This window comes from Bradyrhizobium sp. LA2.1 (genome assembly GCF_040547725.1).
In the GTDB taxonomy this organism is placed as follows: Bacteria; Pseudomonadota; Alphaproteobacteria; order Rhizobiales; family Xanthobacteraceae; genus Bradyrhizobium; species Bradyrhizobium barranii.
This window is the reverse complement of the sequence record NZ_JBEPQI010000007.1, coordinates 188,030-208,430: the sequence shown is the minus strand read 5'-3', so window position 1 is coordinate 208,430 and position 20,401 is coordinate 188,030. Positions and strand designations below refer to the sequence as shown.

Annotated in this window: 21 protein-coding genes, 1 tRNA gene and 1 pseudogene; 12 read left to right on the top strand and 11 right to left on the bottom strand. The window is 64.2% G+C overall.

Going from position 1 to position 20,401, the window contains the following annotated elements:
- The first annotated feature begins 91 nt into the window (after positions 1–91).
- The 3 genes from ABIB95_RS15840 to ABIB95_RS15830 all read left to right on the top strand — a co-directional run bounded on the left by ABIB95_RS15840 (position 92) and on the right by ABIB95_RS15830 (position 3,427).
- Positions 92–2,107, top strand: coding sequence for an acetyl-CoA carboxylase biotin carboxylase subunit (locus ABIB95_RS15840; RefSeq protein WP_354240475.1), 2,016 nt, complete (start codon positions 92–94; stop codon positions 2,105–2,107).
- 157 nt (positions 2,108–2,264) lie between these two features.
- Positions 2,265–3,131, top strand: coding sequence for an isocitrate lyase/PEP mutase family protein (locus ABIB95_RS15835; RefSeq protein ID WP_354240473.1), 867 nt, complete (start codon positions 2,265–2,267; stop codon positions 3,129–3,131).
- Positions 3,128–3,427, top strand: a complete 300-nt coding sequence (locus ABIB95_RS15830) for an acylphosphatase (protein ID WP_014494616.1) — start codon at positions 3,128–3,130, stop codon at positions 3,425–3,427. Before ABIB95_RS15835 ends, ABIB95_RS15830 begins: the two co-directional genes overlap by 4 nt.
- A gap of 67 nt (positions 3,428–3,494) precedes the next feature.
- On the opposite strand, the gene ABIB95_RS15825 is transcribed toward ABIB95_RS15830, so the two are convergent.
- On the bottom strand, positions 3,495–5,015 hold the full coding sequence (locus tag ABIB95_RS15825; RefSeq protein ID WP_354240471.1) for a PAS domain-containing hybrid sensor histidine kinase/response regulator family protein: 1,521 nt from the start codon (positions 5,013–5,015) through the stop codon (positions 3,495–3,497).
- 151 nt (positions 5,016–5,166) lie between these two features.
- On the opposite strand from ABIB95_RS15825, the gene ABIB95_RS15820 reads away from it, so the two are divergent.
- The 4 genes and pseudogenes from ABIB95_RS15820 (at position 5,167) to ABIB95_RS15805 (ending at position 8,301) form a co-directional block, all read left to right on the top strand.
- A complete protein-coding gene (locus ABIB95_RS15820; protein WP_354240469.1) occupies positions 5,167–5,724 on the top strand; it encodes a GbsR/MarR family transcriptional regulator in 558 nt (185 codons plus the stop codon).
- A 16-nt stretch (positions 5,725–5,740) separates the two neighbouring features.
- Positions 5,741–6,406 (top strand): annotated as a pseudogene (locus ABIB95_RS15815) (DUF4166 domain-containing protein).
- The gene (locus tag ABIB95_RS15810) at positions 6,403–7,839 is read left to right on the top strand and encodes a TIGR01777 family oxidoreductase (RefSeq protein ID WP_354240467.1); all 1,437 of its coding nucleotides are present in this window, start codon (positions 6,403–6,405) and stop codon (positions 7,837–7,839) included. Before ABIB95_RS15815 ends, ABIB95_RS15810 begins: the two are co-directional and overlap by 4 nt.
- Positions 7,840–7,848: 9 nt before the next feature.
- Positions 7,849–8,301 (top strand): hypothetical protein, encoded by a 453-nt coding sequence (locus ABIB95_RS15805; protein WP_354240465.1) that lies wholly within the window; start codon positions 7,849–7,851, stop codon positions 8,299–8,301.
- Here ABIB95_RS15805 and ABIB95_RS15800 read toward each other — a convergent pair.
- Complete coding sequence (locus tag ABIB95_RS15800) at positions 8,298–9,149, bottom strand: LysR family transcriptional regulator (protein WP_354240463.1); 852 nt, start codon at positions 9,147–9,149, stop codon at positions 8,298–8,300. The genes ABIB95_RS15805 and ABIB95_RS15800 overlap by 4 nt on opposite strands.
- 113 nt (positions 9,150–9,262) lie before the next feature.
- On the opposite strand from ABIB95_RS15800, the gene ABIB95_RS15795 reads away from it, so the two are divergent.
- On the top strand, positions 9,263–9,685 hold the full coding sequence (locus tag ABIB95_RS15795) for a tautomerase family protein (protein WP_039147641.1): 423 nt from the start codon (positions 9,263–9,265) through the stop codon (positions 9,683–9,685).
- A 45-nt stretch (positions 9,686–9,730) separates the two neighbouring features.
- On the opposite strand, the gene ABIB95_RS15790 is transcribed toward ABIB95_RS15795, so the two are convergent.
- A complete protein-coding gene (locus tag ABIB95_RS15790; protein WP_354179964.1) occupies positions 9,731–10,444 on the bottom strand; it encodes a DNA helicase in 714 nt (237 codons plus the stop codon).
- Between the two features lie 200 nt (positions 10,445–10,644).
- Positions 10,645–11,382 (bottom strand): lipoyl(octanoyl) transferase LipB, encoded by a 738-nt coding sequence (lipB, locus tag ABIB95_RS15785; RefSeq protein WP_354240461.1) that lies wholly within the window; start codon positions 11,380–11,382, stop codon positions 10,645–10,647.
- Between the two features lie 82 nt (positions 11,383–11,464).
- Between lipB and ABIB95_RS15780 the strand changes: the two genes are divergently transcribed.
- Complete coding sequence (locus ABIB95_RS15780; protein ID WP_015685538.1) at positions 11,465–11,707, top strand: FliM/FliN family flagellar motor switch protein; 243 nt, start codon at positions 11,465–11,467, stop codon at positions 11,705–11,707.
- A gap of 199 nt (positions 11,708–11,906) precedes the next feature.
- Positions 11,907–11,991 (top strand) — tRNA-Leu (locus tag ABIB95_RS15775).
- A 155-nt stretch (positions 11,992–12,146) separates the two neighbouring features.
- Here ABIB95_RS15775 and ABIB95_RS15770 read toward each other — a convergent pair.
- Positions 12,147–12,968: a DUF2182 domain-containing protein gene (locus ABIB95_RS15770; protein ID WP_354240459.1), complete on the bottom strand. Its 822-nt coding sequence runs from the start codon at positions 12,966–12,968 to the stop codon at positions 12,147–12,149.
- 49 nt (positions 12,969–13,017) lie between these two features.
- A complete protein-coding gene (locus tag ABIB95_RS15765) occupies positions 13,018–13,647 on the bottom strand; it encodes a DUF1326 domain-containing protein (RefSeq protein WP_354240707.1) in 630 nt (209 codons plus the stop codon).
- 781 nt (positions 13,648–14,428) lie between these two features.
- Between ABIB95_RS15765 and ABIB95_RS15760 the strand changes: the two genes are divergently transcribed.
- Positions 14,429–15,604: a lipase family protein gene (locus ABIB95_RS15760; RefSeq protein WP_354240457.1), complete on the top strand. Its 1,176-nt coding sequence runs from the start codon at positions 14,429–14,431 to the stop codon at positions 15,602–15,604.
- A gap of 10 nt (positions 15,605–15,614) precedes the next feature.
- Here ABIB95_RS15760 and ABIB95_RS15755 read toward each other — a convergent pair whose 3' ends face one another.
- From ABIB95_RS15755 to ABIB95_RS15745, 3 genes are all read right to left on the bottom strand, one after another.
- Positions 15,615–15,797 carry a hypothetical protein gene (locus tag ABIB95_RS15755; protein ID WP_354240455.1) on the bottom strand — a complete coding sequence of 61 codons (183 nt, stop codon included), beginning with the start codon at positions 15,795–15,797 and terminating at the stop codon, positions 15,615–15,617.
- Positions 15,794–17,014: a zinc metallochaperone GTPase ZigA gene (zigA, locus tag ABIB95_RS15750; RefSeq protein WP_354240453.1), complete on the bottom strand. Its 1,221-nt coding sequence runs from the start codon at positions 17,012–17,014 to the stop codon at positions 15,794–15,796. The genes ABIB95_RS15755 and zigA overlap by 4 nt, the downstream gene beginning before the upstream one ends.
- Positions 17,015–17,239: 225 nt before the next feature.
- Positions 17,240–17,497, bottom strand: coding sequence for a hypothetical protein (locus ABIB95_RS15745; protein ID WP_174770120.1), 258 nt, complete (start codon positions 17,495–17,497; stop codon positions 17,240–17,242).
- A 215-nt stretch (positions 17,498–17,712) separates the two neighbouring features.
- Between ABIB95_RS15745 and ABIB95_RS15740 the strand changes: the two genes are divergently transcribed.
- The gene (locus tag ABIB95_RS15740) at positions 17,713–18,087 is read left to right on the top strand and encodes a hypothetical protein (protein WP_063982749.1); all 375 of its coding nucleotides are present in this window, start codon (positions 17,713–17,715) and stop codon (positions 18,085–18,087) included.
- Positions 18,088–18,090: 3 nt separating this feature from the next.
- On the opposite strand, the gene ABIB95_RS15735 is transcribed toward ABIB95_RS15740, so the two are convergent.
- On the bottom strand, positions 18,091–19,404 hold the full coding sequence (locus ABIB95_RS15735) for a polysaccharide deacetylase family protein (RefSeq protein WP_354240451.1): 1,314 nt from the start codon (positions 19,402–19,404) through the stop codon (positions 18,091–18,093).
- Positions 19,405–19,565: 161 nt separating this feature from the next.
- A complete protein-coding gene (locus ABIB95_RS15730; protein WP_283016785.1) occupies positions 19,566–20,372 on the bottom strand; it encodes a polysaccharide deacetylase family protein in 807 nt (268 codons plus the stop codon).
- Positions 20,373–20,401 lie beyond the last annotated feature (29 nt).

The following is a 20,401-nucleotide window of genomic DNA, read 5'->3' as shown; positions in this document are numbered from 1 at the left end:
TTTTGATGTACCACGGGGGTCACACGGCCCGTCCCCGCAGGCCCCAACGGCCAGGGAAGGGTCCCGCCCAAGGTCGAGACTCAAGAAAAGCATGTTCAAACGCATTCTGATCGCCAATCGCGGCGAAATCGCCTGCCGGGTCATCAAGACCGCTCGCCGCATGGGAATTCAGACGGTTGCGGTCTATTCCGAGGCCGACCGCGATGCCCTCCATGTCGAGATGGCCGACGAGGCCGTTCTGATCGGCCCGCCCGCAGCCGCCGAGAGCTATCTGGTGATCGAGAAGATCGTGGAGGCCTGCCGCAAGACGGGCGCCGAGGCCGTGCATCCCGGCTACGGCTTCCTGTCCGAGCGCGAGGCGTTTCCGCGCGCGCTGGAGGCCGCCGGCATCGTCTTCATCGGCCCGAACCCGGGCGCGATCGCCGCGATGGGCGACAAGATCGAATCCAAGAAGGCCGCCGCGAAGGCCAAGGTCTCGACCGTGCCGGGCTATCTCGGCGTCATCGAGGACGACAAGCACGCGGTCAAGATCGCCGACGAGATCGGCTATCCCGTGATGATCAAGGCCTCCGCCGGCGGTGGCGGCAAGGGCATGCGCATCGCGCATTCGAGGAGCGAGGTTGCCGAGGGCTTCAACCTTGCCAAGGCCGAGGCGAAAGCCTCGTTCGGCGACGACCGCGTCTTCGTCGAAAAGTTCATCGTCGATCCCCGCCACATCGAGATCCAGGTGCTGGGCGACAAGCACGGCAACGTCATCTATCTCGGCGAGCGCGAATGCTCGATCCAGCGCCGCAACCAGAAGGTCATCGAGGAGGCGCCGTCGCCGCTGCTCGATGAGGCCACCCGCCGCAGGATGGGCGAGCAGGCCGTCGCGCTGGCCAAGGCGGTGAATTACGACTCCGCCGGCACCGTCGAATTCGTCGCAGGGCAGGACAAGAGCTTCTTCTTCCTGGAGATGAACACGCGCCTTCAGGTCGAGCATCCCGTCACCGAGCTCGTCACCGGCATCGACCTCGTCGAGCAGATGCTCCGCGTCGCCGCCGGCGAGAAGCTCGCGATCACCCAGAAGGACGTTACGCTCACCGGCTGGGCGGTGGAATCCCGCCTCTACGCCGAGGACCCGTTCCGTAACTTCTTGCCCTCGATCGGGCGCCTCGTGAAGTATCGCCCGCCGGCCGAAGCCAGCCAAGACGGCATCACCGTGCGCAACGACACCGGCGTGCAGGAGGGCGGCGAGATCTCGATCCATTACGATCCGATGATCGCCAAGCTCGTCACGCATGCGCCGTCGCGCGCGGCCGCGATCGAGGCGCAGGCCACCGCGCTGGATTCGTTCTATGTCGAGGGTATCAGGCACAACATCCCGTTCCTGTCGGCGCTGATGCACCATCCGCGCTGGCGCGAGGGACGGCTCTCGACCGGTTTCATCGCCGAGGAATTCCCCAAGGGCTTTGCTGTGCGCGTGCCCGAAGGCGAGGTCGCGCGTCGGATCGCGGCGGTCGGCGCCGCCATCGACCACGTGCTCGGCGAGCGCAAGCGACAGATATCGGGCCAGATGGGCGGCCGCATCGTGCAGCGCGAGCGTCGCCGCGCGGTCTGGCTCGACCGCCAGGAGATTCTGCTCGAGGTCGGACGCGAGGGCGAGGCGATCGCGATCCGGTTCGTCGATGCCGAAGGCAAGGCCGGCAACGCGCATCTGCTGCAGTCGCCGTGGAAGCCGGGCGATCCGGTCTGGCAGGGCACCATCGACGGCCATTTCGTCGCGGTGCAGGCGCGCCCGATCGCCAACGGCATCCGCCTTGCGCACCAGGGCGTCGAGGTGCCGGTCTATGTCTGGACCGAGGCGGAAGCAGCCTCGGCACGGCTGATGCCGGTGACCACGGCCTCCGACACCGGCAAGAAGCTGCTCTGCCCGATGCCCGGCCTTGTGGTCTCGATCGCGGTGACCGAAGGGCAGGAGATCAAGGCCGGCGAGACGCTCGCGGTGATCGAAGCCATGAAGATGCAGAATGTGCTCCGCGCCGAGCAGGACGGTACGGTGAAGAAGATCCACGCCAGCGCGGGCGCGACGCTCGCGGTGGACGCGCTGATTCTGGAATTTGCGTAAAGCAAGTGAGTGGGGCCCTCACTGGCCCCACCAACATCGTCATTGCGAGCGCAGCGAAGCAATCCAGACTGCCTCTGCGGAAAGATTCTGGATTGCTTCGCTGCGCTCGCAATGACGGAGTATGTTGCGGCTGCGTCGCAACAGTTGAGAGGGCACCATGGCCTTTCGTTCCCGCCGCGAAAAACTGCGTTCGATCCTGACGGGCTCGGCCTGCGTTCATCCCGGCTCGGTCTATGACGCGATCTCCATCCGCATCACCGAGGATCTCGGCTTTCCGCTCGGCATGTTCGGCGGCTCGGTGGCCTCGCTCGCGGTGCTCGGCGACCCCGATGTCACGCTGATCACACTCACCGAACTTGCCGAGCAGATGCGGCGGATGTCGCGCGCGGCCACGCTGCCGGTGCTGGTCGATGCCGATCACGGCTATGGCAATGCGCTCAACGTGCGCCGCACGGTGCAAGAGCTGGAGACCGCTGGCGCCGCCGGGCTCACCATCGAGGACACGCTGTTGCCGGCCGCGTTTGGCGAGGCCAAGACACAGCTGATCTCGCTGGAAGAAGGCGTCGGCAAGATGAAGGCGGCGCTCGATGGCCGCAGCGATCCCTCGCTCGTCATCATGGGCCGCACGGGAGCTGCCTCGGTCACCTCGATCGAGGATACGATCCGCCGCGCCAGGGCCTATGAGGCGACCGGCGTCGACGCGCTGTTCTTCACCGGCGTCAAGTCGCGCGCTGAGCTCGAAGCCATCGTAGCCGCGACGCATCTCCCCATCGTGCTCGGCGGCGCGCCGGACGAGTTGAACGCGATTGACTATCTCGCCAGCCAGCGCGTCCGCGTCGCGCTTCAGGGCCACGCGCCGATCGCGGCTGCCATGCAGGCCGTCTACGAGACGCAGAAAGCGTTGCGCGAGGGCACGCCGCCGAAGAACCTCAAGGGCCTCCCATCGCCGGACCTGACCAGCCGCGTCATGCGCGAGGCCGACGTCAAGGCGCGCAGCGCCGATCTTCTCGGGCTGAAGAAATGAGCCGGGCGATCCTCCAGGTCATGATCCGCGGCCGCGTGCAGGGCGTCGGCTACAGGGCCTGGGTCGAGTACCAGGCGACAACAAGTGGCCTCGAAGGCTGGGTTCGCAACCGCCGCGACGGCAGCGTGGAAGCGCTGTTTGCGGGAACGCCGAAGCACGTCGCCGACATGGTCGCGCTGTGCCGCCATGGCCCGCCGTCCTCGCGCGTGGATAGCGTGACGAGCGAGACGGCCGGTGCCGATGAGTTGAACCTGCGGAGGGCAGGGGAAGCGTTTTCGGTGTTGCCGACGGTGTGAGAGCGGATTCTCTTTCCGCGCGGGCGGTGCGCTCCCTCGCCCCGTTCTTACGGAGAGAGGTGAAAAATCACCGCGGCAGCTTCGAGATCGCCTCGCTCAGCTCGTGAATCTCGTAGGGCTTGCGCAGGATCGGGAAGTCGCCGCGGACATCGGCGGCGGCTTCGCTGTAGCCGGTGGCGAGCAGGATCGGCAGGCTAGGGTGGATCTGGCGCAGATGATGGGCGAGACCGAGCCCGTCCATCTTGCCGGGCATCACGATGTCGGTGAACACGAAGTCGACGCCGTTCTTCTCGAGCTCGCGCAAGGCGGACTCGGCGTCGGCAACCCGGTGCACGCGATAGCCGAGCTGCTCCAGCAATCCGATGCTGACGAGCGCGACGTCGGGATTGTCCTCGACCAGCAGCACGGTGCCGCTACCGGGAACCGGCACTGCTTCAGGGATATCGATTGGTGCGGTCGCGGTTTCGCGCGGCAGCAGGATGGTGAAGGTCGTGCCCTTGCCGAGCTCGCTTGCGACCCTGACCGTGCCGCCCGCCTGATGAGCGAAGCCGTGCACCTGCGATAGGCCGAGGCCGGTGCCTTTTCCGACGGGTTTGGTCGTGAAGAACGGTTCGAAGATCTTGTTGACGACGTCGGAGGGGATGCCAAGCCCGGTATCGGCGACGGTGATGGCGACGAACTCCCCGCGGTAGAGCGGATCATCCAGGACGACGTTGCGTGCGCCGACCGTCACGGTACCGCCGTCGGGCATGGCATCGCGAGCGTTGATGACGAGATTGAGCAGCCCCGTCTCGAGCTCGGAGACATCAGCCTTGACCGACCAGACCTCGCGGTCGATGTCGAAGGCGAGACGAACGGCGCTCCCGACGCCGGCGTGAAGCACTTCGCGGATCGCCTCGATGCGGTCGCCGAAGCGGATCGCTTGGGGATTGACGCTCTGCCGCCGCGCGAAGGTCAGGAGCTGGGCGGTCAGTGCGGCGCCGCGCTTGGTTGCGGTCTCGATCGCGGACATCGCGCGCTGAATCTTGGCGTCGTCCTCATCGCGCTTCTTGAGGATGTGAAGGCTGCCGCTGATGATCATCAGGAGATTGTTGAAATCGTGCGCGACGCCGCCGGTGAGCTGCCCGAGCGCATCGAACTTCTGCGACTCGGCAAGCTGCCTCTGCATCGCTTCGAGCTTGAGCTGCGAATTGCGCCGCTCGGTGATGTCGCGGGTGATCTTGGCGAAGCCGACCAGGCTGCCGTGCTCGTAGATCGGATCGATGATGACGCTCGCCCAGAAGAATGTGCCATCCTTACGAACGCGCCAGCCTTCCTCCTCGTAGCGGCCATGGTCCCGCGCGATGCCGAGGGCACGCGCGGGCTTGCCGTTGGCGCGGTCGGTCTCGGTGTAGAAGCGCGAGAAATGCTGGCCGACGATCTCTTCGGGCGAATAGCCCTTGATCCGCTCGCCGCCGATGTTCCAGCTCGTGATGATCCCGGTGGGATCGAGCATGTAGAGCGCGTAGTCCGCGACTCCTTCCACCAACAGCCGAAAACTGCGCTCGCTTTCGAACAAGTCTCTCTGTTGACTGGACTTTGTCGTCATTCTCAACCCGCCTGGAACCGGGGCAAACGCCCCGAAGGGCGTTTGGTTCCCGTTCTCTGGGCCGTTTTTAGGCAAATACGACGGACGGTATACAGGACGCAAGCCGCCGAGCGCTCTTGACAATCAGTCGCGTTCGTCAGATATTTCTGTCATGACAGAAATAACCGGAAAGAAGAAACTGCCCACCGCCGTCGAGCGCTTCATCCTGCATTGGGGCGACATGGGGGACGGGTGGGGCGTCAACCGCTCGGTCAGCCAGATCCACGGGCTGCTCTATCTCGCCGAGGCGCCGATGACGGCCGAGGACATCGCCGACACGCTCGGCATGGCGCGCTCCAACGTCTCCAACTCGCTGAAGGAGCTGCTCGCCTGGAATCTGATCCGGCGGGTGCCGATCCTCGGCGACCGCCGCGACCATTACGAGGCCGAGACGGACATCTGGGAGGTCGCCGCGAGAATCGCGGCGCGGCGCAAGGAGCGGGAGCTCGATCCGGCGATCACGGCGCTCAGGGCCTGCGTGTCCGATGCCGCAGATGATCCGACCATCAATCCGGTCGCAGCCAAACGGCTGAAGGAGATGCTCGCTTTCACCGAGCTCGCCGACCACTGGTTCATGCAGATGCTGAAGGTGCCGCGACCGCGGCTGGTCGCCCTGATGCGGCTTGGCGAGAAGATCGGCAACCTGCTGCCGCTGGGCAAGGCCAAATAGCGTTGAGGAGGGTGCGATGACGTCGGCTCGATTATCAGGCTCCAGCGCATCTCCCTCCGTTCACGTCAAACTACTCGACGACCGCCGCTTCCGCGCGTTGCTGTCGGACGAGGATTAGGGCCGGCTGCCGCTCGCGACCTGGCGGCGCTTTTCGAAACGGGTCGCTGACGGCGACAGCGTCGTCTATGTCGGCGTGGTCGACGAGGTCTCCTTCAGCGAGATCGGTTGGTGGTTCGCGCAAGCCGCCCGCCTGATCGGCGGACCGCTGCCAACCGGCCGCGACACCGGCGTCCCCATGATCGTCACCGTCACCGAGGACGGCGCGACCGGCGGCCAGACCTGGACCCGCATCTGCGCGCGCAAGCGCGGCTTTCCGCAGGTGATCCATTCCGCCAAGCGTTTTGCCGGCCCGACCGGGCTCGAAGAGTATGTCGGCTTCGGCGTCTCGATGGCGCTCCGCATCGCGGTCGAGGGACAGGCGCTGACCTTCCGGAGTGCCGGTTACGGACTCCAGCTCGGACGCTTGTGGATCCCGCTGCCGCAATGGCTCACGCCCGGCGATCTCACGGTGACGCATAGCGATCTCGGCGAGGGCGCCTTTCGTTTCACCCTCGATGTCACTCACCCGCGTTACGGCGCGCTGATCCACCAGTCCGCCGTGTTCAGGGAGGCCGTATCATGACGCCGCTGTTGTGGACCCTCATCGCCATCCAGATCGTGATGGGCGTGTTCGATACCTTCTATCACCACGAATTCACCGAACGCCTGGCCTGGCGCCCGTCGCAGCGCTTCGAGCTGAAGCTGCACGGCATCCGCAACATGCTCTATGCGCTGCTGTTCCTGCTGCTCGGCTGGTTGGAGGTTTACGGCGTGCTGGCGATCCTGATCGTGGCAGTCCTGGTCGCCGAGATCGTCATTACGCTGATGGATTTCGTCGAGGAGGATCTGAGCCGCAAACTGCCGCCGAGCGAGCGGATTAACCACACGCTGCTTGCGATCAACTATGGCGCCATCCTGGTGCTGCTGCTGCCGGTGCTGATCGATTGGGCGATGCAGCCGTTTGGCGTGACGATCGTGTATCAGGGATTGCTCAGCATCGCCGCGACGGCCTGCGCGGTGGGAGCTGCGCTCTGCGGCGTCAGGGATTTTGCCGCGATGCGCCGGCTCGGGCGCATGAAAAGCGTGCCTGCGCACGGGCTCGTCGAGAAGGTCCCCGGCCGCAAGACCGTGCTGATCACTGGCGCCACCGGCTTCATCGGCAGCCGCCTTGCCGCGAGCCTCAGCGGGGCAGGGCACGACGTCATCGCGCTGATCCGCAACCCCGCGAAGGCCGAGATGCTGCCGCCGCCGGTCACGCTGATCACCAGCCTCGATCAGCTCGCCGCGGACACGCCAATCGACGCCATCGTCAATCTCGCCGGCGAGCCGATCGGCAACGGCCTCTGGACCGAGGCGAAGCGCGCGAAGATTCTTGGCTCCCGGATCGACATGACCGGCGACGTCGTCAAACTGATCGCGCGGCTCGAGCGCAAGCCGGAGGTGCTCGTCAGCGGCTCTGCGATCGGCTGGTACGGCCTGTGGGCCGACCAGGTGCTGACGGAATCGGCGAAGTCACATGCCTGCTTCAGCCATGAGCTGTGCGCGGCCTGGGAGAAGGCGGCGCGGCCGGCCGAGGAGCTCGGTGTCCGCGTGGTCTGTTTGCGCATCGGCCTCGTGCTGGGCACCGAAGGCGGCTTCATCACGCGCATGCTGACGCCGTTCGAGTTCGGCCTTGGCGGCCCGCTCGGCACCGGCCGGCAGTGGATGTCCTGGATCGAGCGCGACGATCTGATCCGGCTGATTGCCTATGTGATGGCGACGCCCGATCTCACTGGGCCCGTCAACGCCACCGCGCCGATCCCGGTCACCAACGCAAAGTTCACCGAAGAGCTCGGCCGCCGTCTGCACCGGCCCGCGGTGTTTCGTATCCCCGGCGGCCTGTTGCGCCGGATCGGCGGCGGCTTTGCCGACGAACTCCTGCTCGGCGGTCAGCGCGTGCTGCCGAACAAGGCGCTGAGCCGCGGCTTTGTGTTCAGGCACGAAACGCTGCGCAGCGCGTTCGAGGCGATCCTGTGAGGTGATGTCATGACCTGCGAGACCTGCTCCCGGGCGACACGAGGCTGGTTTGAGGGCTGCCTGACGGCAAGCGCTATCATTGAGTCGTTCTTCCTGTTCCTCTTCGGACTGGTAAGCGTCGATCGCCTCGCCGTACTGTCTGTGATGGATTTCGTTCGAGCGGTCCTGATTGGCGTGCCGATCATCTTGACCGGCATGCTCGTGATCCTGTTCTGCGTTTGCGCGCTGAGTGGCATTCCGTCTGCCGTTGCAATTTGGGTCAGCGAACGGCTCTGCATCCGGTCGCTTGCTTTCTTCGGTCTCGTTGGCGGCCTCGCCGGAGCCGCGGGCCAGATCGTTCTTTACGGCTCTTTCGACAATCTGGGTTGGCTCTTCGTTGTCGCGGGGGGCTTTGCCGGGCTGCACTATTGGCGCGTCGCAGGCAGGTTCGCGGGAACACAAGCGCGGCAGTCTGAGCGCTAGGCTGCCACGGTTCGAAACGTCGCCGCCACCGCACGCAACGCCGCAAGTTTTGCCGGATCGCTGACCTTCGAATGCAGCATCACCTTCGAGCTTCCAAGTTTCGGCAGCTTGTGCGCAGGCCCGATGTCGATCAGGCCTGCCGGCGCGATCCGCCGCGCCAGCGGAGCGATTGCGAGCCCGGCAAGCGCAGCCGCGACCACCGCCGTAACGCCGCCGCCGACAAAGCGCTCGCGCCAGGCGATGGCGGCCTTGTCGAGCGCGCGGACGGCGATGGCGCGGACGCCGCAGGGCGGGGCGAGGGTTGCGAGCGGCAGCGGCTCACCCTTCGGCAGGGTGAAGCGTCGCGCGGCGAACCAGCCGAACTCGTCTTCGGCCAGCTTCTCGCCGCCGCGGCGGCTGCCTTCCTGGCGGACGATCACGGCATCGAGCTGACCTGCGTCGTAGGCATCCTGCATCTCGCGCGAGAAGCCGATGGTGACGGCGAGGGTGAGGCTTGAGGACATCGCGTGCAGTCGTTCGAGCAGCGGCACCAGTTCAGGGCCTGCGGCGTGATCGGAGATGCCAAGCGAGAGCGACTGCGCGGCCGGGGCGTCGCCCGACAGCGCACGGTCATGCGCCTCCATCAGTGCGCGGGCGCGATCGAGGAACGCGGCGCCGTCGGCGGTGAGCCGGACCGCCCGCGGCGAGCGCTCGACGAGGCGTTTTCCCAGCAGCGCCTCCAGCCGCTGAAGCTTGAGGCTGACGGCGGCCTGCGTCGTGCCGAGTGCTTCGGCGGCGCGCGTAAAACTCTGGAGGTCGGCGACCAGCAGGAAGGCCTTGATTGTGGCGATGTCGAGCGTTGCTGTCATTATGAGTTGTTATCACTGGTATCAACAGAAATAAGATACCAAAATGACGGAGCAAAGTCTACCTTCTCATCAACGCCGCGCAAACTCCGCGCAGCATCTTGAGGAGAACCACCATGCCCCTGATCACCGTGTCCTACACCACCTCCCGCCAGTCGCCGTCGCTGAAGGCCGATATCGCCAACGCCGTGTCCGAGCTCACCGCAAAGATCCTGCACAAGGATCCCAGGGTGACCGCCATCATCGTGAAATCGGTCGACGCAGGCGACTGGTTCGCCGGCGGCAAGTCGCTCGCCGAGCAGAAACTGGCCAGCTACTGGATCGACATCCATGTCAGCGAAGGCACCAACACCAAGGACGAGAAGGCGGCCTATCTCGCCGCGATGTTCAAGCGCATGGCCGAGATTTTGGGCCCGCTGCATCCCGAGACGTATCTGCACGTCGACGAGGTCAAGGGCGATGCCTACGGTTTTGGTGGCCTGACCCAGGAGCGGCGCTACATTGCCGGCAAGCTCGAAGTTGCGTTGCAGGCGGCGTGAGGTCACAAGCCGCGGGTGAAGAAACTCACCCGCGGCCTGACGCCATCAGCTCGCCGCGCGGAACTGGACTTCGGCGTTGTTGATGAAGCACGTCTTGTCGAACAGCTTGAGGTCCAGCGGGTTCGGCAGCCTGATATCGTCGAGGTCTGGGCACGGCTTGACCGACGGATCATAGGATCGATCGATCTGCGAGATGAAGACGACGATCAGCCCCGCGTCGCGCGCGAAGGATTTCAGTGCGCGCACCTGAACAGCGAGATCTGGATTTTCCCGCCTCTGGTCGAGCAATTGCAGATAGTCGATCACCACGACCGTGCCACGAGGCGCCGCGGCCATCTGCTTGACGACGTAGTCGGCGCTGATGGCGTCGGAGCAGTCGATCTCGAACATGTCAGCGAATTGCGCGGGGTCCACGCCAATCGCGCGCAAGCGGTCGAAGACGTCTTTCTCGGTGTATTCGAGCGAGAAGAACGCAGCGCGATGGCCCGACTTCATGGCCTCCACGGCGAGTTCGAGGCTCAACAGGGTCTTGCCCTGGCCGGGGCGCGCGCCCACCAGCACCAGATCACCCGGCCGGAATTGCGGGAACAGGCGATTGGCGGGCGTCAGTGCGGCGGCCTTTGCCGCGAGCATGCTCCAGGCGGAAAACCCTTCCGTCGCAGCGATGCGGTCAAGCGCGTCGTGGAGCGGAATGCCTTCCTCGCGCGACAGGCGCTTGGCTCGTCGCTTCAGATGATAGATCGGCGCAGAGAGTCTCATCGTCAAAACCTCCCATTGCGAGCAGAAAGCGCAATCCCTCCTTATGCCTAGCGCTCGAACAGTCGGTCCGATGATCATTCGCCCGGCATGATGTCTGCTTTCCCGGCGGAGGGGGGAGGCGTGGGCGGCACCGGAAGCAAGCGTAACCGATTCCGCGACTGGCCGAGAACAGGCGCGGTGGGGCTCAAACAGAAAAAGTGCTAGACGGCTGCTTCCGCCACCAGCGCGCGGGTTGGCCCGAACAGCTCCTCGAACGCCTGGCGCAGCGCGACGTCGGCATCGGCCATGGTCACGAGCTGGCCGAGATCGACCAGCGAGGTGACGCCGTAGCGGGGGTCGGCGACGCCGCAGGGCACGATGCCGGCGAAATGCGACAGCTCCGGCTCGACATTGATGGCGATGCCGTGGAACGAGACCCAGCGCTTCAGCCGGACGCCGATCGCCGCGATCTTGTCCTCGTGCTCGGGCCCCTTGTCCGGGCGCTTCACCCAGACGCCGACCCGGTCCTCGCGCCGTTCGCCGCGGATGTTGAAGGCGGCGAGCGTCCGCAGGATCAATTCCTCCAGGCTCGCGACATAGGCCCGGACGTCCGGCCGGCGCCGCTTGAGGTCGAGCATGATGTAGGCCACCCGCTGGCCGGGCCCGTGATAGGTCAGCTGCCCGCCGCGCCCGGTGGCAAAGGTCGGGAATCGGGGATCGAGCAGGTCGGTTTCCTTGCCCGAGGTGCCGGAGGTGTAGAGCGGGGGGTGCTCAAGCAGCCAGACCAGCTCGGGCGCCTCGCCGGCGGCGATCTGAGCGACTCGCGCCTCCATGGCGGCCACGGCCTCCGGATAGGGCACCGGCGCATCCGAGATTCGCCACTCCACGGGCTCGCCGGTGGAGGCGGAAAACGACGTCAAATCGAGGTCTTGGCGGGGGTTTTGAGGCGAATTAACCATTGGCTAACCATAACGTGGTGATCATCTCAGGAGCAAATGCCAAGTCCTTTGGCTTAAGTCCCAAGTTGCGGCGGTCCTGACAGTGCCAACTCTCGATAAAGTCACCGTGGATCTCATGGTCGTCCTCGGGACGACCACCATGCCGATCCATCAAGTATTACGTCTTTCCCGCGGCGCCATCATCGAGCTGGATGCAACCGAGGCCGACGAGGTCAAGGTTCTCGCCAACAATCTGCCGGTCGCCTCCGGCGTCGTGCTGGTCGACCGCAACCGGATCGCGGTCGAGGTCAAGCAGATGCTGCCGCGCACGACGGGGACGCGGTAGCGGCCCTGGGCACGCGGTAGCGGCCCGGGTACCCGGTAGGGCCGGGGCCCTCGATAGGGCCGATCCGGGCAGGGGTCCGGATTTTTCCTGCCAAGCTTGTGGAATTCTGGGCCTTTGCAGGCTTGTACCCCTCTGATGGATTTGTTAGATCGGCGCCGTTGATCCGGCAGGCCTCAAGCCCTAAGCCGGCATCCCCAAAGCGCTCGTGGCGGAATTGGTAGACGCGCTGCCTTGAGGTGGCAGTGAGTAAAATCGTGGGGGTTCGAGTCCCTCCGAGCGCACCAACCTCGAAAGCCGATCTATGGAGAGACCGGCTCAGGGAGCCCAGGTCTTCGCCGTTCGGCCGTCCCCGCCTGACGGTTCGAGTGTAAGGCTGGCGGCTCGGCGTGATCGCCGTTTGCAACAGGGCACGCGTACTGAACATCACGCAGGTTGCTCATCACCGTGGCAACGTCACCAGTAGCCAGACGCCGGCGGCCGCACACGCAATCCCGGCGGCGCGCGCGATCCATCGTCCGATCGGCGTAAGTTTCTCCAACAGGACGAGCAGGGCCAAAAGCGCAATCCAAAGCACGTTCATCACCCCGCCTACGAACAAAAGCGCCATCAAGACCCAGCAGCAGCCGACACAATAGCCTCCGTGCCGGAGCCCCAGCAGCAGGCAGCCTCGCAGGTTGTCGCGAAAGCCGCCGTGGCGCATCAGGAACAGAAATGGCGACTGGCATTGGGCGAGACAGACGTCCTTGAGCGGTGTCCATTGATAGACTCCCGCCGCGATCAGCACGATTGCACTGAGCAGATTGCTGGCGATCGTCATCCGGGAATCCAGCAGGACTGCCCGCTCGATCGCCCATTGGAGTAGGGTCGCTGCCAGCGAAAAGCCGCCCCAGACGAGGAGATAACCGGCCGCAAACCAGCCGGTCGCAGCGAACGGCTTGCCCTGCGCTTTCCCCTGTCGACCCACGCGGGCGTACATGAGGATCATGGGCGCTGCCGAGGGTGCCATCATTCCGACCATCATCACCGCCCACATCAGCAACACATACGCGAACTCGATCGCTCGCCATGGCTCGCTCGCCGGCAACATGATTCCGATCCCGGCCGGGATCATGCGGAACCCGGTCATGTCCATGCCGCCCATGTCCATGTCCTTGGCGAGCCAGAGCACATAGCCCCATGCCAGCGCGACAATGATCCCGATCGCGCCGCCGACGATCCAGCGATCGCGCCGCAGCACGGTTTCCAGGGGGCCGTCGGTCATTTGCGATAAGTGTTGCCGGCCTTCTCGCAAGGCCGGATCAGGAGTTGCATCACGCCTGGTTCGACCAGCGGATCGGCGCATAGAGGCCGTTCTTGCCGGAATTGTCCCAGCGCATGCCATGATCGCTGAACGTATTACCGGCGGCGCCGACTGCCATCACCATGCTGTCAGGGCTGACTGGATGGCCGATGTTGGCCCACATTTCCCCGCTCGGATGCATGGTCGGCAACGGGTCGACGGACATGTGCAGAATGCCAGGGATTTCCGCGGACCGCGTCTTGCCCTCGATTCGGAATGTGATCGGGACCTTGCGAACCCCCAGGTTCTTGCTGATCAGCGGTGTGAACGCAGCCATCGGACCACCGGCGGCGCCGGTGAAGATCGCAGCTAGAGCCTCGGTCTGCTCATCGTTGGCGCGCTGGTCGATATAGGCGGCCACCGACCAATCTCCGTCCGCCATGATCCCCGGCGCGTGGAGGATAACCAGGACATTGAGTCCATCGAGCTCGATGTTGCCATAGCGGCCGCTCTCGACGTGGAAGATCAGCGGTACGTTACAGAAGCCCTCGGTCGGTCGCGCGGTCAGCGGGGGAGCCGCCGACACGAGGCAGGGACACACGATGCTGCAACTGCAATTCTCGAAGTAGTCACCGGAAAGGTGCCATGGGACATCCGCCATCGCCATCTCCCGCTAGGCCGAACCCGTCAGATTGCTTTCGAAGGAGCTACGTAGAGTTGAAAGTTACGCTGCGGGGCGAAGTCCCGCAAGCTGAAGTCCCGCAAGCTATTGTGAGGTTCGGTCAATCCACGGGAAAAAGCACCTATCAGCTGGAGATCCACCTGAACTCTTTGCCCATTTCCGCAATCCATTGAAACTTCAATAAATGCGACCGCCCTCCGAACGCGCCAAACGGCGGATCGCGCCGTTTAGCCGGGGTAGGGGCCTGTTTCTGCAGAAGTGCCCTCTCTGATCAAGTCGATGATCTGATCATAGAACATCAGACGAAAGTGGCTGCATCGGACGAGATGCGTCTGAGCGAATCTATTCAGCCAATCCGATTTGCCGAGATTGACCACGGCAGCCTGGCGCGGCGGCGGTCCCCGATCGATTGTGGCAAAACTGAAATTATAGACTTCCTCCGGCGTGATTATCGAAACCTGTGGCCGATGAATCCGCAGATGCCTCATGTCGCTTTCGATAGAACAGTGCGCGTCCGGTTGGAATGAGTTGGAGCGGGCAAAGCCTGGAACACCGGCCACCCCGCGGGATCCTCCCTGCTCACGCAATTGTTCCTGGACGTAGTCTGCCAGGGGCGCTGGTCGATCGACACCTTCTTATTGCGTTTCTATGCTATCACATCTTATAATTGATGAACTCCGAGAGACACGAAATATCGGTCGCTGGCTTCCGGGTCCGAACACGGGCGGCTGGAGTCGAGCACCTTTGCAAGGAGGGCAGCATGACGCTCAAGTCGGGATTCCAATTCGCGGAGGCGCAACTTCTGCTTGAGATGGCGCAGCGTGCCTACGCCGGCACGCCATCGCTGACCGAAGCGGTGGCAACCTGCGGCGTACCCTCCGTGCCCGATCCAAGCTCAAATTGGGCGATCCGCAAGGACCTCACCCCGACGAGTGCCACGCTATTGGATAATTACTGGCAGGTCTGGCAGAACCAGAGTGACACCACCCAATACGCGATCGCAGTGCGCGGCACGGTCGCAAGTGCGGCCAGCGTGTTGGCCGACTTGCTGTTCCCCCTGATCAACGCGCGCTTTGACGTGAAGCTCGGTCCGATCTCGCTGCCGTTCTATCTTGCCCGCGATGAGGGTGACAGTGCGGTGAAATCCGGTGTGCATTCGGGCTTCGCTCTGAGTTTGCTGCTCATGCTGTTCACCACCGATAGCCCGTTGTTCGTGACCTTGGGGCTGCTCGCGGAGCAGGGCAACGACGTCTACATCACCGGGCACAGCCAGGGTGCCTCGATCGCCACGCTGCTGACCTCGCTGGTCCGGCACTCGACGGATGTTTTTAAGGGGCCGGCCTACAAGACCTATACCTTCGCGCCTGCCAAGGCCGGCAACGACCACTACGCATACGATTACGCGCGGCTTGCCGCCGTCGACGGATACGGTTGGGCCGTGGCGTCGACGCAGGACTGGGTGCCGCAGGCGCCGTTTGCCCTGGAGTGGATATCAGACCTCAACACGCCAAATCCGCTGCGTGGGTTCGGCGGCAGTCCCAATCCTGAAGCAACGATCGCGCTCGGCGGCGTGGTCACCGACGGTGAGAGCGCAGTCAGTCGCGTTCGCGACGATGCGGTGAGGCGGCTCAAGCAGCGGGTCGAGAGTCTTTCTCGGAGACTGATATCCGAGACGATCCATTTGACCGCCGCCGATCTCGGCGCGGCAACCGCCGCACCGATCACGGGATCAACGATCTCGGACTTGATCCAACAGATCCTCGACCAGCTTCAGGCCTCGCTGAACTATGCTGACGTCGGCGCGCTGCTGCCGCTCTTCGCCAACCCGGGCGGCAACCCGACCGATGGGACGCCGGGATGCCAGAAGCTGGACTATTTCTGGCAGCACCACCTCGGCAACTACCTGAAATACTTGAAGCAGCAGTATGGCAGCTGAGCCTTCATCCTTATTGTTGTTTTGGCTGGATTTCGGCTGCCTCGCGCTGCGCCCAATGGTCTAAGCGATCATCAGCTTGTCCGCCGGTCAAAGTGACCGGCGGGAATATGCTGTCGTAGATTGCGCGCGCCTCGCGAATGAGGCGCTGCCGCTCGAGTTCGGATTTCGGAACGAAGCGAACGATTTTGGTCATTGGTGGTCCGCCTGGGCGATTTCATCCGCGCGGCGCCAGACCGGGAAGGGGTCTGCGAGCTTCGCCCATTCCGTGACGTTCATCGCCGGCCTTCCCGGGACGAGGCAGGCATCCAGACGGGCGCGGAGCGAACCTTCATCCATACCGGTGCCGATGAACACGATTTCCTGGCGGCGATCGCCGTAGATCTCGTTCCAGTTCGCGCGCAGCTGCTTCCGCCAGGACGGGTCATCCGGCCATCTTTCCGCGGGTACGCTCGCCCACCAGAAGCCAAGCGCCTGCGTGCGCGTGATCGTGCCAGCCTGGCTGATCTCGCCAAGCCATTGCGGGCGTGTTGCCAGCCAGAAATGTCCCTTGGCGCGAATGACGCCGGGCCAGGGCTCCCTGACGAACTTGTCGAACTTTTCGGGATCGAACGGCCGGCGCGCGCGATAGACAAAGTTCGTCACGCCGTATTCCTCGGTCTCCGGCACGTGATCGGCAAAGCCGTAGAGCTCTTTGAACCAGAACGGATGCTGCTGCGCCCGCTCGAAGTCGAACCGGCCGGTGTCGAGAATGCGATCGAAGGCGACCCGGCTGTGGTTGGCTTCGATCAGATCCGCGTCCGGATTGAGCGCGCGGATGATCTTTCGCGCTGCCTCGCGTTGTGCGGGCGACGCGTCATCGACCTTGTTGAGAACGATGACGTCGGCAAATTCGATCTGCTCGACGAGGAGATCGACCAGCGTGCGCTTGTCGTTCTCAAGCGCTTCGCCGCGCTGATCGAGAAAATCCGTCGACGAATAGTCTTTGAGCAGGTTCACGGCGTCGACCACGGTGACCATGGTGTCGAGGCGCGCCACATCGGAGAGGCTTTCGCCGTCTTCGGAACGGAAATCGAAGGTCGCCGCAACCGGCAGCGGTTCGGAGATGCCGGTGGATTCGATCAAGAGATAATCGAAGCGGCCATTGTCTGCGAGGGCGCGCACCTCCTTCAGGAGGTCGTCTCGCAATGTGCAGCAGATGCAGCCATTCGTCATCTCGACGAGCTTCTCGTCAGTCCGGGACAGGTTCGCACCGCCATCGCGAACCAGATCCGCATCGATGTTCACCTCGCTCATGTCGTTGACGATCACCGCCACCTTCAGGCCGTGCCGGTTGTTCAGGACGTGGTTTAGCAAAGTGGTCTTTCCAGCCCCGAGGAAGCCGGACAAGACGGTGACGGGGAGTTTTTGCATGGAGATCGAAGAGCCTTTTCAAGGGGATAGGGCGGTGACGCGTGGGGATGGGCATTGGGACCGGATATGTAATGTTATAACATTACATTCGTTGGCGGCGCCGTCGTCAAGTCGTTTCGCGGCTCAGCTCAAATTCACGCGAACATTGAGGTGGATGATCGTTGTAACGACCGGCTGCCGCTCAGCTCCAGGCAGCAGCGCGCTCGAAGGACCGGCACGGGCCTCTCAGCCATATTCGTCGCCGATCCCGTATTCCCGGTAGATCTCGAGCGGGTCCGTGTCCGGAAACAGGCGGCATTTGGCCTGGGCGAGGTGCAGGCTCACCGCCGACGGCTCCTTGCCGTTTGCCAGCATCTTGCGGATGTCGTCCATATGCGCGCTCGGCTGGTGTTTTGGTTCGAGCTGCTCCAGCGCGACGAGCGCGGTCGCCAGGGCCTCGGTCAGCACCCAGTCGTCGTGGCCCGTGATTCCCTTCTTCGGCATCGGCAGACCCCACATGCGGTGGCTGTGCCAATGTACCGTAGCTTCCGGCGAATCTCCATCGCGCAGCTGGCAACCTCGCGTTTACGTGGAACACGCAGGCCCCGGTACTCTCGCTTGCATTATGAACGCCCGTGGCTAAAAGGCGGCCGGCGATCGTATCTTTGTCGAAATAAAGATGGCGTAGACGGATCGCACCGCTCAGGGCTGGAGCCAGCATGGTCTTTCTTAGCTTCGTCTACCGTTTCGTGACGAACTTCGCCTTCATGGCGATGGTCTATTTCAGCCTGAATTTCATGGAGAAATACCAGAACCGGGCGATCCTCGCGATCCTGGTGCTGGTCTATGCCGGCATGCGCGCGGCCTCGACGTTGCGTGCGTTCTATTTCTTCCAGAAGATCGAGAAGCTGGAGGCGGAGACCAAGCGCCTGCAGGCTCCGATCAATGACGGTTCGGGCGCAACGAACGCGCGCAAGCAGGTCGTGGCCGACGTTGGCCGGCTGCGCCGCGACGGCGAGCTCAAGTCCTATATGGACCTGTTCTTCCTGGCGCTGATCGTGCTGCTCTGTGTCGCCAACATCATGCGCCAGTAGAGCTTACTGCGCGCGCTTCTTCAGGCTGGCGACGCGGGTCGGATGCGTCGCGGAACTCCGCGGTGTAGCGCCCTTGGGCGCCGTGCTCTTGGGGGCAATGCTCTTGGGGGCGGTGCCCGTAGCCTGCGCGGTGTGCTTCGCTCCGGCCGGCGCCGTATGTGCGGTCCGATGTCCGCGCGACTTGCCGGCCTTGCCCTTGGCCGCATGGGGCGTCTCGGCCGCCATTGCCAGCCGCATCGCGGCGCGCCGCGACAAGGTCGTCGACAGCAGGACCTCGACCGAGCCCTCTGGGATGGCAAAAAGATCGCGGCCGGGCACGGGCAGGGTGGCCGCGACATTCGCCAGCGCCATGGTCTTGCGCGGCAGCAGCGGCTGATGCTCGGTCTGCGCGTTGAGGTCGGCAAGCGAGGGCGCCGGCAGCGTCTTGGTCTGCGCGAACACGAAGTTCGGCACGGACGGCCAGCGTGCGATCGGCACGGTCTCTGTCGGCGGATGCAGCAGCCATTCCACCGGCGTGGTCGGTGTCGCCGGCCGGTCGGCAGTCGCGGGCACCACATGCACGATGCGATAGCCGCGCGCCTTGAGGTCGCGGATGATCTTCGGCAGCGCCGCCACCGTACGGGGCTGGATGTCGTGCAGCAGCAGGATGCCCTTGCCCTTGGCTTCCAGCCGCTGGATCGCGAGTTGGTAGACGCGGTCGGACGACACGTGGCGCCAGTCGTCGGCGGGGAAGTCGGCGCTCCAGACCTGGATGCCGCGCGAGATCAGCAGGTTTTCGACGCCTTCGGCGCGCATCAGGCCGGGAATGCGGAAGAACGGCGCGAGCTTGGACGAATCGGTCATCGCGGCCGAGGTCCACTCGATGCCGCCGTTGATCTGCGCCTCGGCCTTGTCGAGCGGCATCCGGTCGAACGTCAGCGGATGGTTCATGCTGTGCGTGCCGACAGTGTGGCCCGCGGCAATCAGCTTGCGCACGCCTTCCGGGTTCGCCTTGGCCTGCTCGCCGATGATGAAGAAGGTCGCCTTGATGCACTCGTCGTCGAGCATCTTGAGGATCTGGTTCGAATATTTCGGCAGCGGACCGTCGTCGAAGGTCAGGACGACTTCATGGTCTTTCAGCGGCAGCGTTTCGCGGTACTGCATGGTACCGATGCGCGGATGCTCGCGCGGATCAACCACGAGGGTGCGGGAGGTCCCGAGTGCATCCGGATGGCCGGGACAGTCCGCCGCAAGGGCCGCCGGTGAACCGACGACCAACAGCCCCAGACACAGGACGATCCACGATCGCGTCCGAACAACAACGCTACTTCCGATCATGAACCTCGTCTGCCTCCTTACGCGACTGCCGCCTTAATTGGTCGGAGACGCCCAGAAACGGTTCAGGCGCAATACCCTCTACATCCTTGCATGCCGTAGCATGAACAGACTGTTAATAGGGCCCAAATCACCCCATTTTGCACCGCCGTGACATTACGGCATCAATGCGCATCGGCGCTCTTCTGTGATGTGCCCGCCGGCACGACGTGAACGACGCGATAACCGTTGTCCCTGAGGTATCGCAGGAAGGCCGGCATGATCGCGGCCGTGCGTGCCTTGGGGTCGTGGAAGAGGATGATGCCCTTGCCGGCAGCGGCGAGGCGCTCGGTGACGAGCTTCAATTCCTGCTCCGGCGTCATCTCGTTCCAGTCGCTGGCCCAGAGGTCGGCCCCGAACACGACGATGCCGCGCGACTGGAGCAGGTCGAGCTGCGCTGGCGTCCCCTCGAAATAGGGGAAGCGGAAGAACGGCGTCGAGGGCGTCGTCGTCGACGCGCCTTTGAGCGCCGTCTCGTCGGCTGCGATGCCGCGGTCGATCTCGCTCTTCGCCTTCTCGAACGGGATCCGCGCCATGAAGGGGTGCGACCAGGTGTGGTGGCCGATGGTGTGGCCCTCGCGCGCGATACGCTTGACCATGTCAGGATGTTCGGAGGCGTGCAGGCCGATCAGGAAGAAGGTGGCGCGCACGCATTCCTGCGCCAGCGCCGCCAGCACCTTCGACGTCGTCGGCGGATGCGGGCCATCGTCAAAGGTCAGCACGACCTCGTGATCGGCGAGCGGCAGCGTCTGCGGAAAGCTCTTCAGGCCCACGCGCGGCGTGGTCTTGGCGTCGACGCTCAGAACGCGCGAGGTGCCGAGCGCGTCCTTGCGCGGGCAGTCCGCGGCCTCCGAAGCGGCGATGCCGGCGAGGCCCGCGAAGACCGCGCCCACCGAGATCGACATCCATTTCAGCCGAAGCATCTTTGCCATTGCGCTCGCAGTTCGCTTGTGGGTATTGC

Bases quoted from the DNA above. Each gene is read 5' to 3' on its own strand.
- ABIB95_RS15840 (WP_354240475.1), top strand. From the start codon at position 92: ATGTTCAAACGCATTCTGATCGCCAATCGCGGCGAAATCGCCTGCCGG.
- ABIB95_RS15835 (WP_354240473.1), top strand. From the start codon at position 2,265: ATGGCCTTTCGTTCCCGCCGCGAAAAACTGCGTTCGATCCTGACGGGC.
- ABIB95_RS15830 (WP_014494616.1), top strand. From the start codon at position 3,128: ATGAGCCGGGCGATCCTCCAGGTCATGATCCGCGGCCGCGTGCAGGGC.
- ABIB95_RS15825 (WP_354240471.1), bottom strand. From the start codon at position 5,015: ATGACGACAAAGTCCAGTCAACAGAGAGACTTGTTCGAAAGCGAGCGC.
- ABIB95_RS15820 (WP_354240469.1), top strand. From the start codon at position 5,167: ATGACAGAAATAACCGGAAAGAAGAAACTGCCCACCGCCGTCGAGCGC.
- ABIB95_RS15810 (WP_354240467.1), top strand. From the start codon at position 6,403: ATGACGCCGCTGTTGTGGACCCTCATCGCCATCCAGATCGTGATGGGC.
- ABIB95_RS15805 (WP_354240465.1), top strand. From the start codon at position 7,849: ATGACCTGCGAGACCTGCTCCCGGGCGACACGAGGCTGGTTTGAGGGC.
- ABIB95_RS15800 (WP_354240463.1), bottom strand. From the start codon at position 9,149: ATGACAGCAACGCTCGACATCGCCACAATCAAGGCCTTCCTGCTGGTC.
- ABIB95_RS15795 (WP_039147641.1), top strand. From the start codon at position 9,263: ATGCCCCTGATCACCGTGTCCTACACCACCTCCCGCCAGTCGCCGTCG.
- ABIB95_RS15790 (WP_354179964.1), bottom strand. From the start codon at position 10,444: ATGAGACTCTCTGCGCCGATCTATCATCTGAAGCGACGAGCCAAGCGC.
- lipB (WP_354240461.1), bottom strand. From the start codon at position 11,382: ATGGTTAATTCGCCTCAAAACCCCCGCCAAGACCTCGATTTGACGTCG.
- ABIB95_RS15770 (WP_354240459.1), bottom strand. From the start codon at position 12,968: ATGACCGACGGCCCCCTGGAAACCGTGCTGCGGCGCGATCGCTGGATC.
- ABIB95_RS15765 (WP_354240707.1), bottom strand. From the start codon at position 13,647: ATGGCGGATGTCCCATGGCACCTTTCCGGTGACTACTTCGAGAATTGC.
- ABIB95_RS15760 (WP_354240457.1), top strand. From the start codon at position 14,429: ATGACGCTCAAGTCGGGATTCCAATTCGCGGAGGCGCAACTTCTGCTT.
- ABIB95_RS15755 (WP_354240455.1), bottom strand. From the start codon at position 15,797: ATGACCAAAATCGTTCGCTTCGTTCCGAAATCCGAACTCGAGCGGCAG.
- zigA (WP_354240453.1), bottom strand. From the start codon at position 17,014: ATGCAAAAACTCCCCGTCACCGTCTTGTCCGGCTTCCTCGGGGCTGGA.
- ABIB95_RS15745 (WP_174770120.1), bottom strand. From the start codon at position 17,497: ATGCCGAAGAAGGGAATCACGGGCCACGACGACTGGGTGCTGACCGAG.
- ABIB95_RS15740 (WP_063982749.1), top strand. From the start codon at position 17,713: ATGGTCTTTCTTAGCTTCGTCTACCGTTTCGTGACGAACTTCGCCTTC.
- ABIB95_RS15735 (WP_354240451.1), bottom strand. From the start codon at position 19,404: ATGATCGGAAGTAGCGTTGTTGTTCGGACGCGATCGTGGATCGTCCTG.
- ABIB95_RS15730 (WP_283016785.1), bottom strand. From the start codon at position 20,372: ATGGCAAAGATGCTTCGGCTGAAATGGATGTCGATCTCGGTGGGCGCG.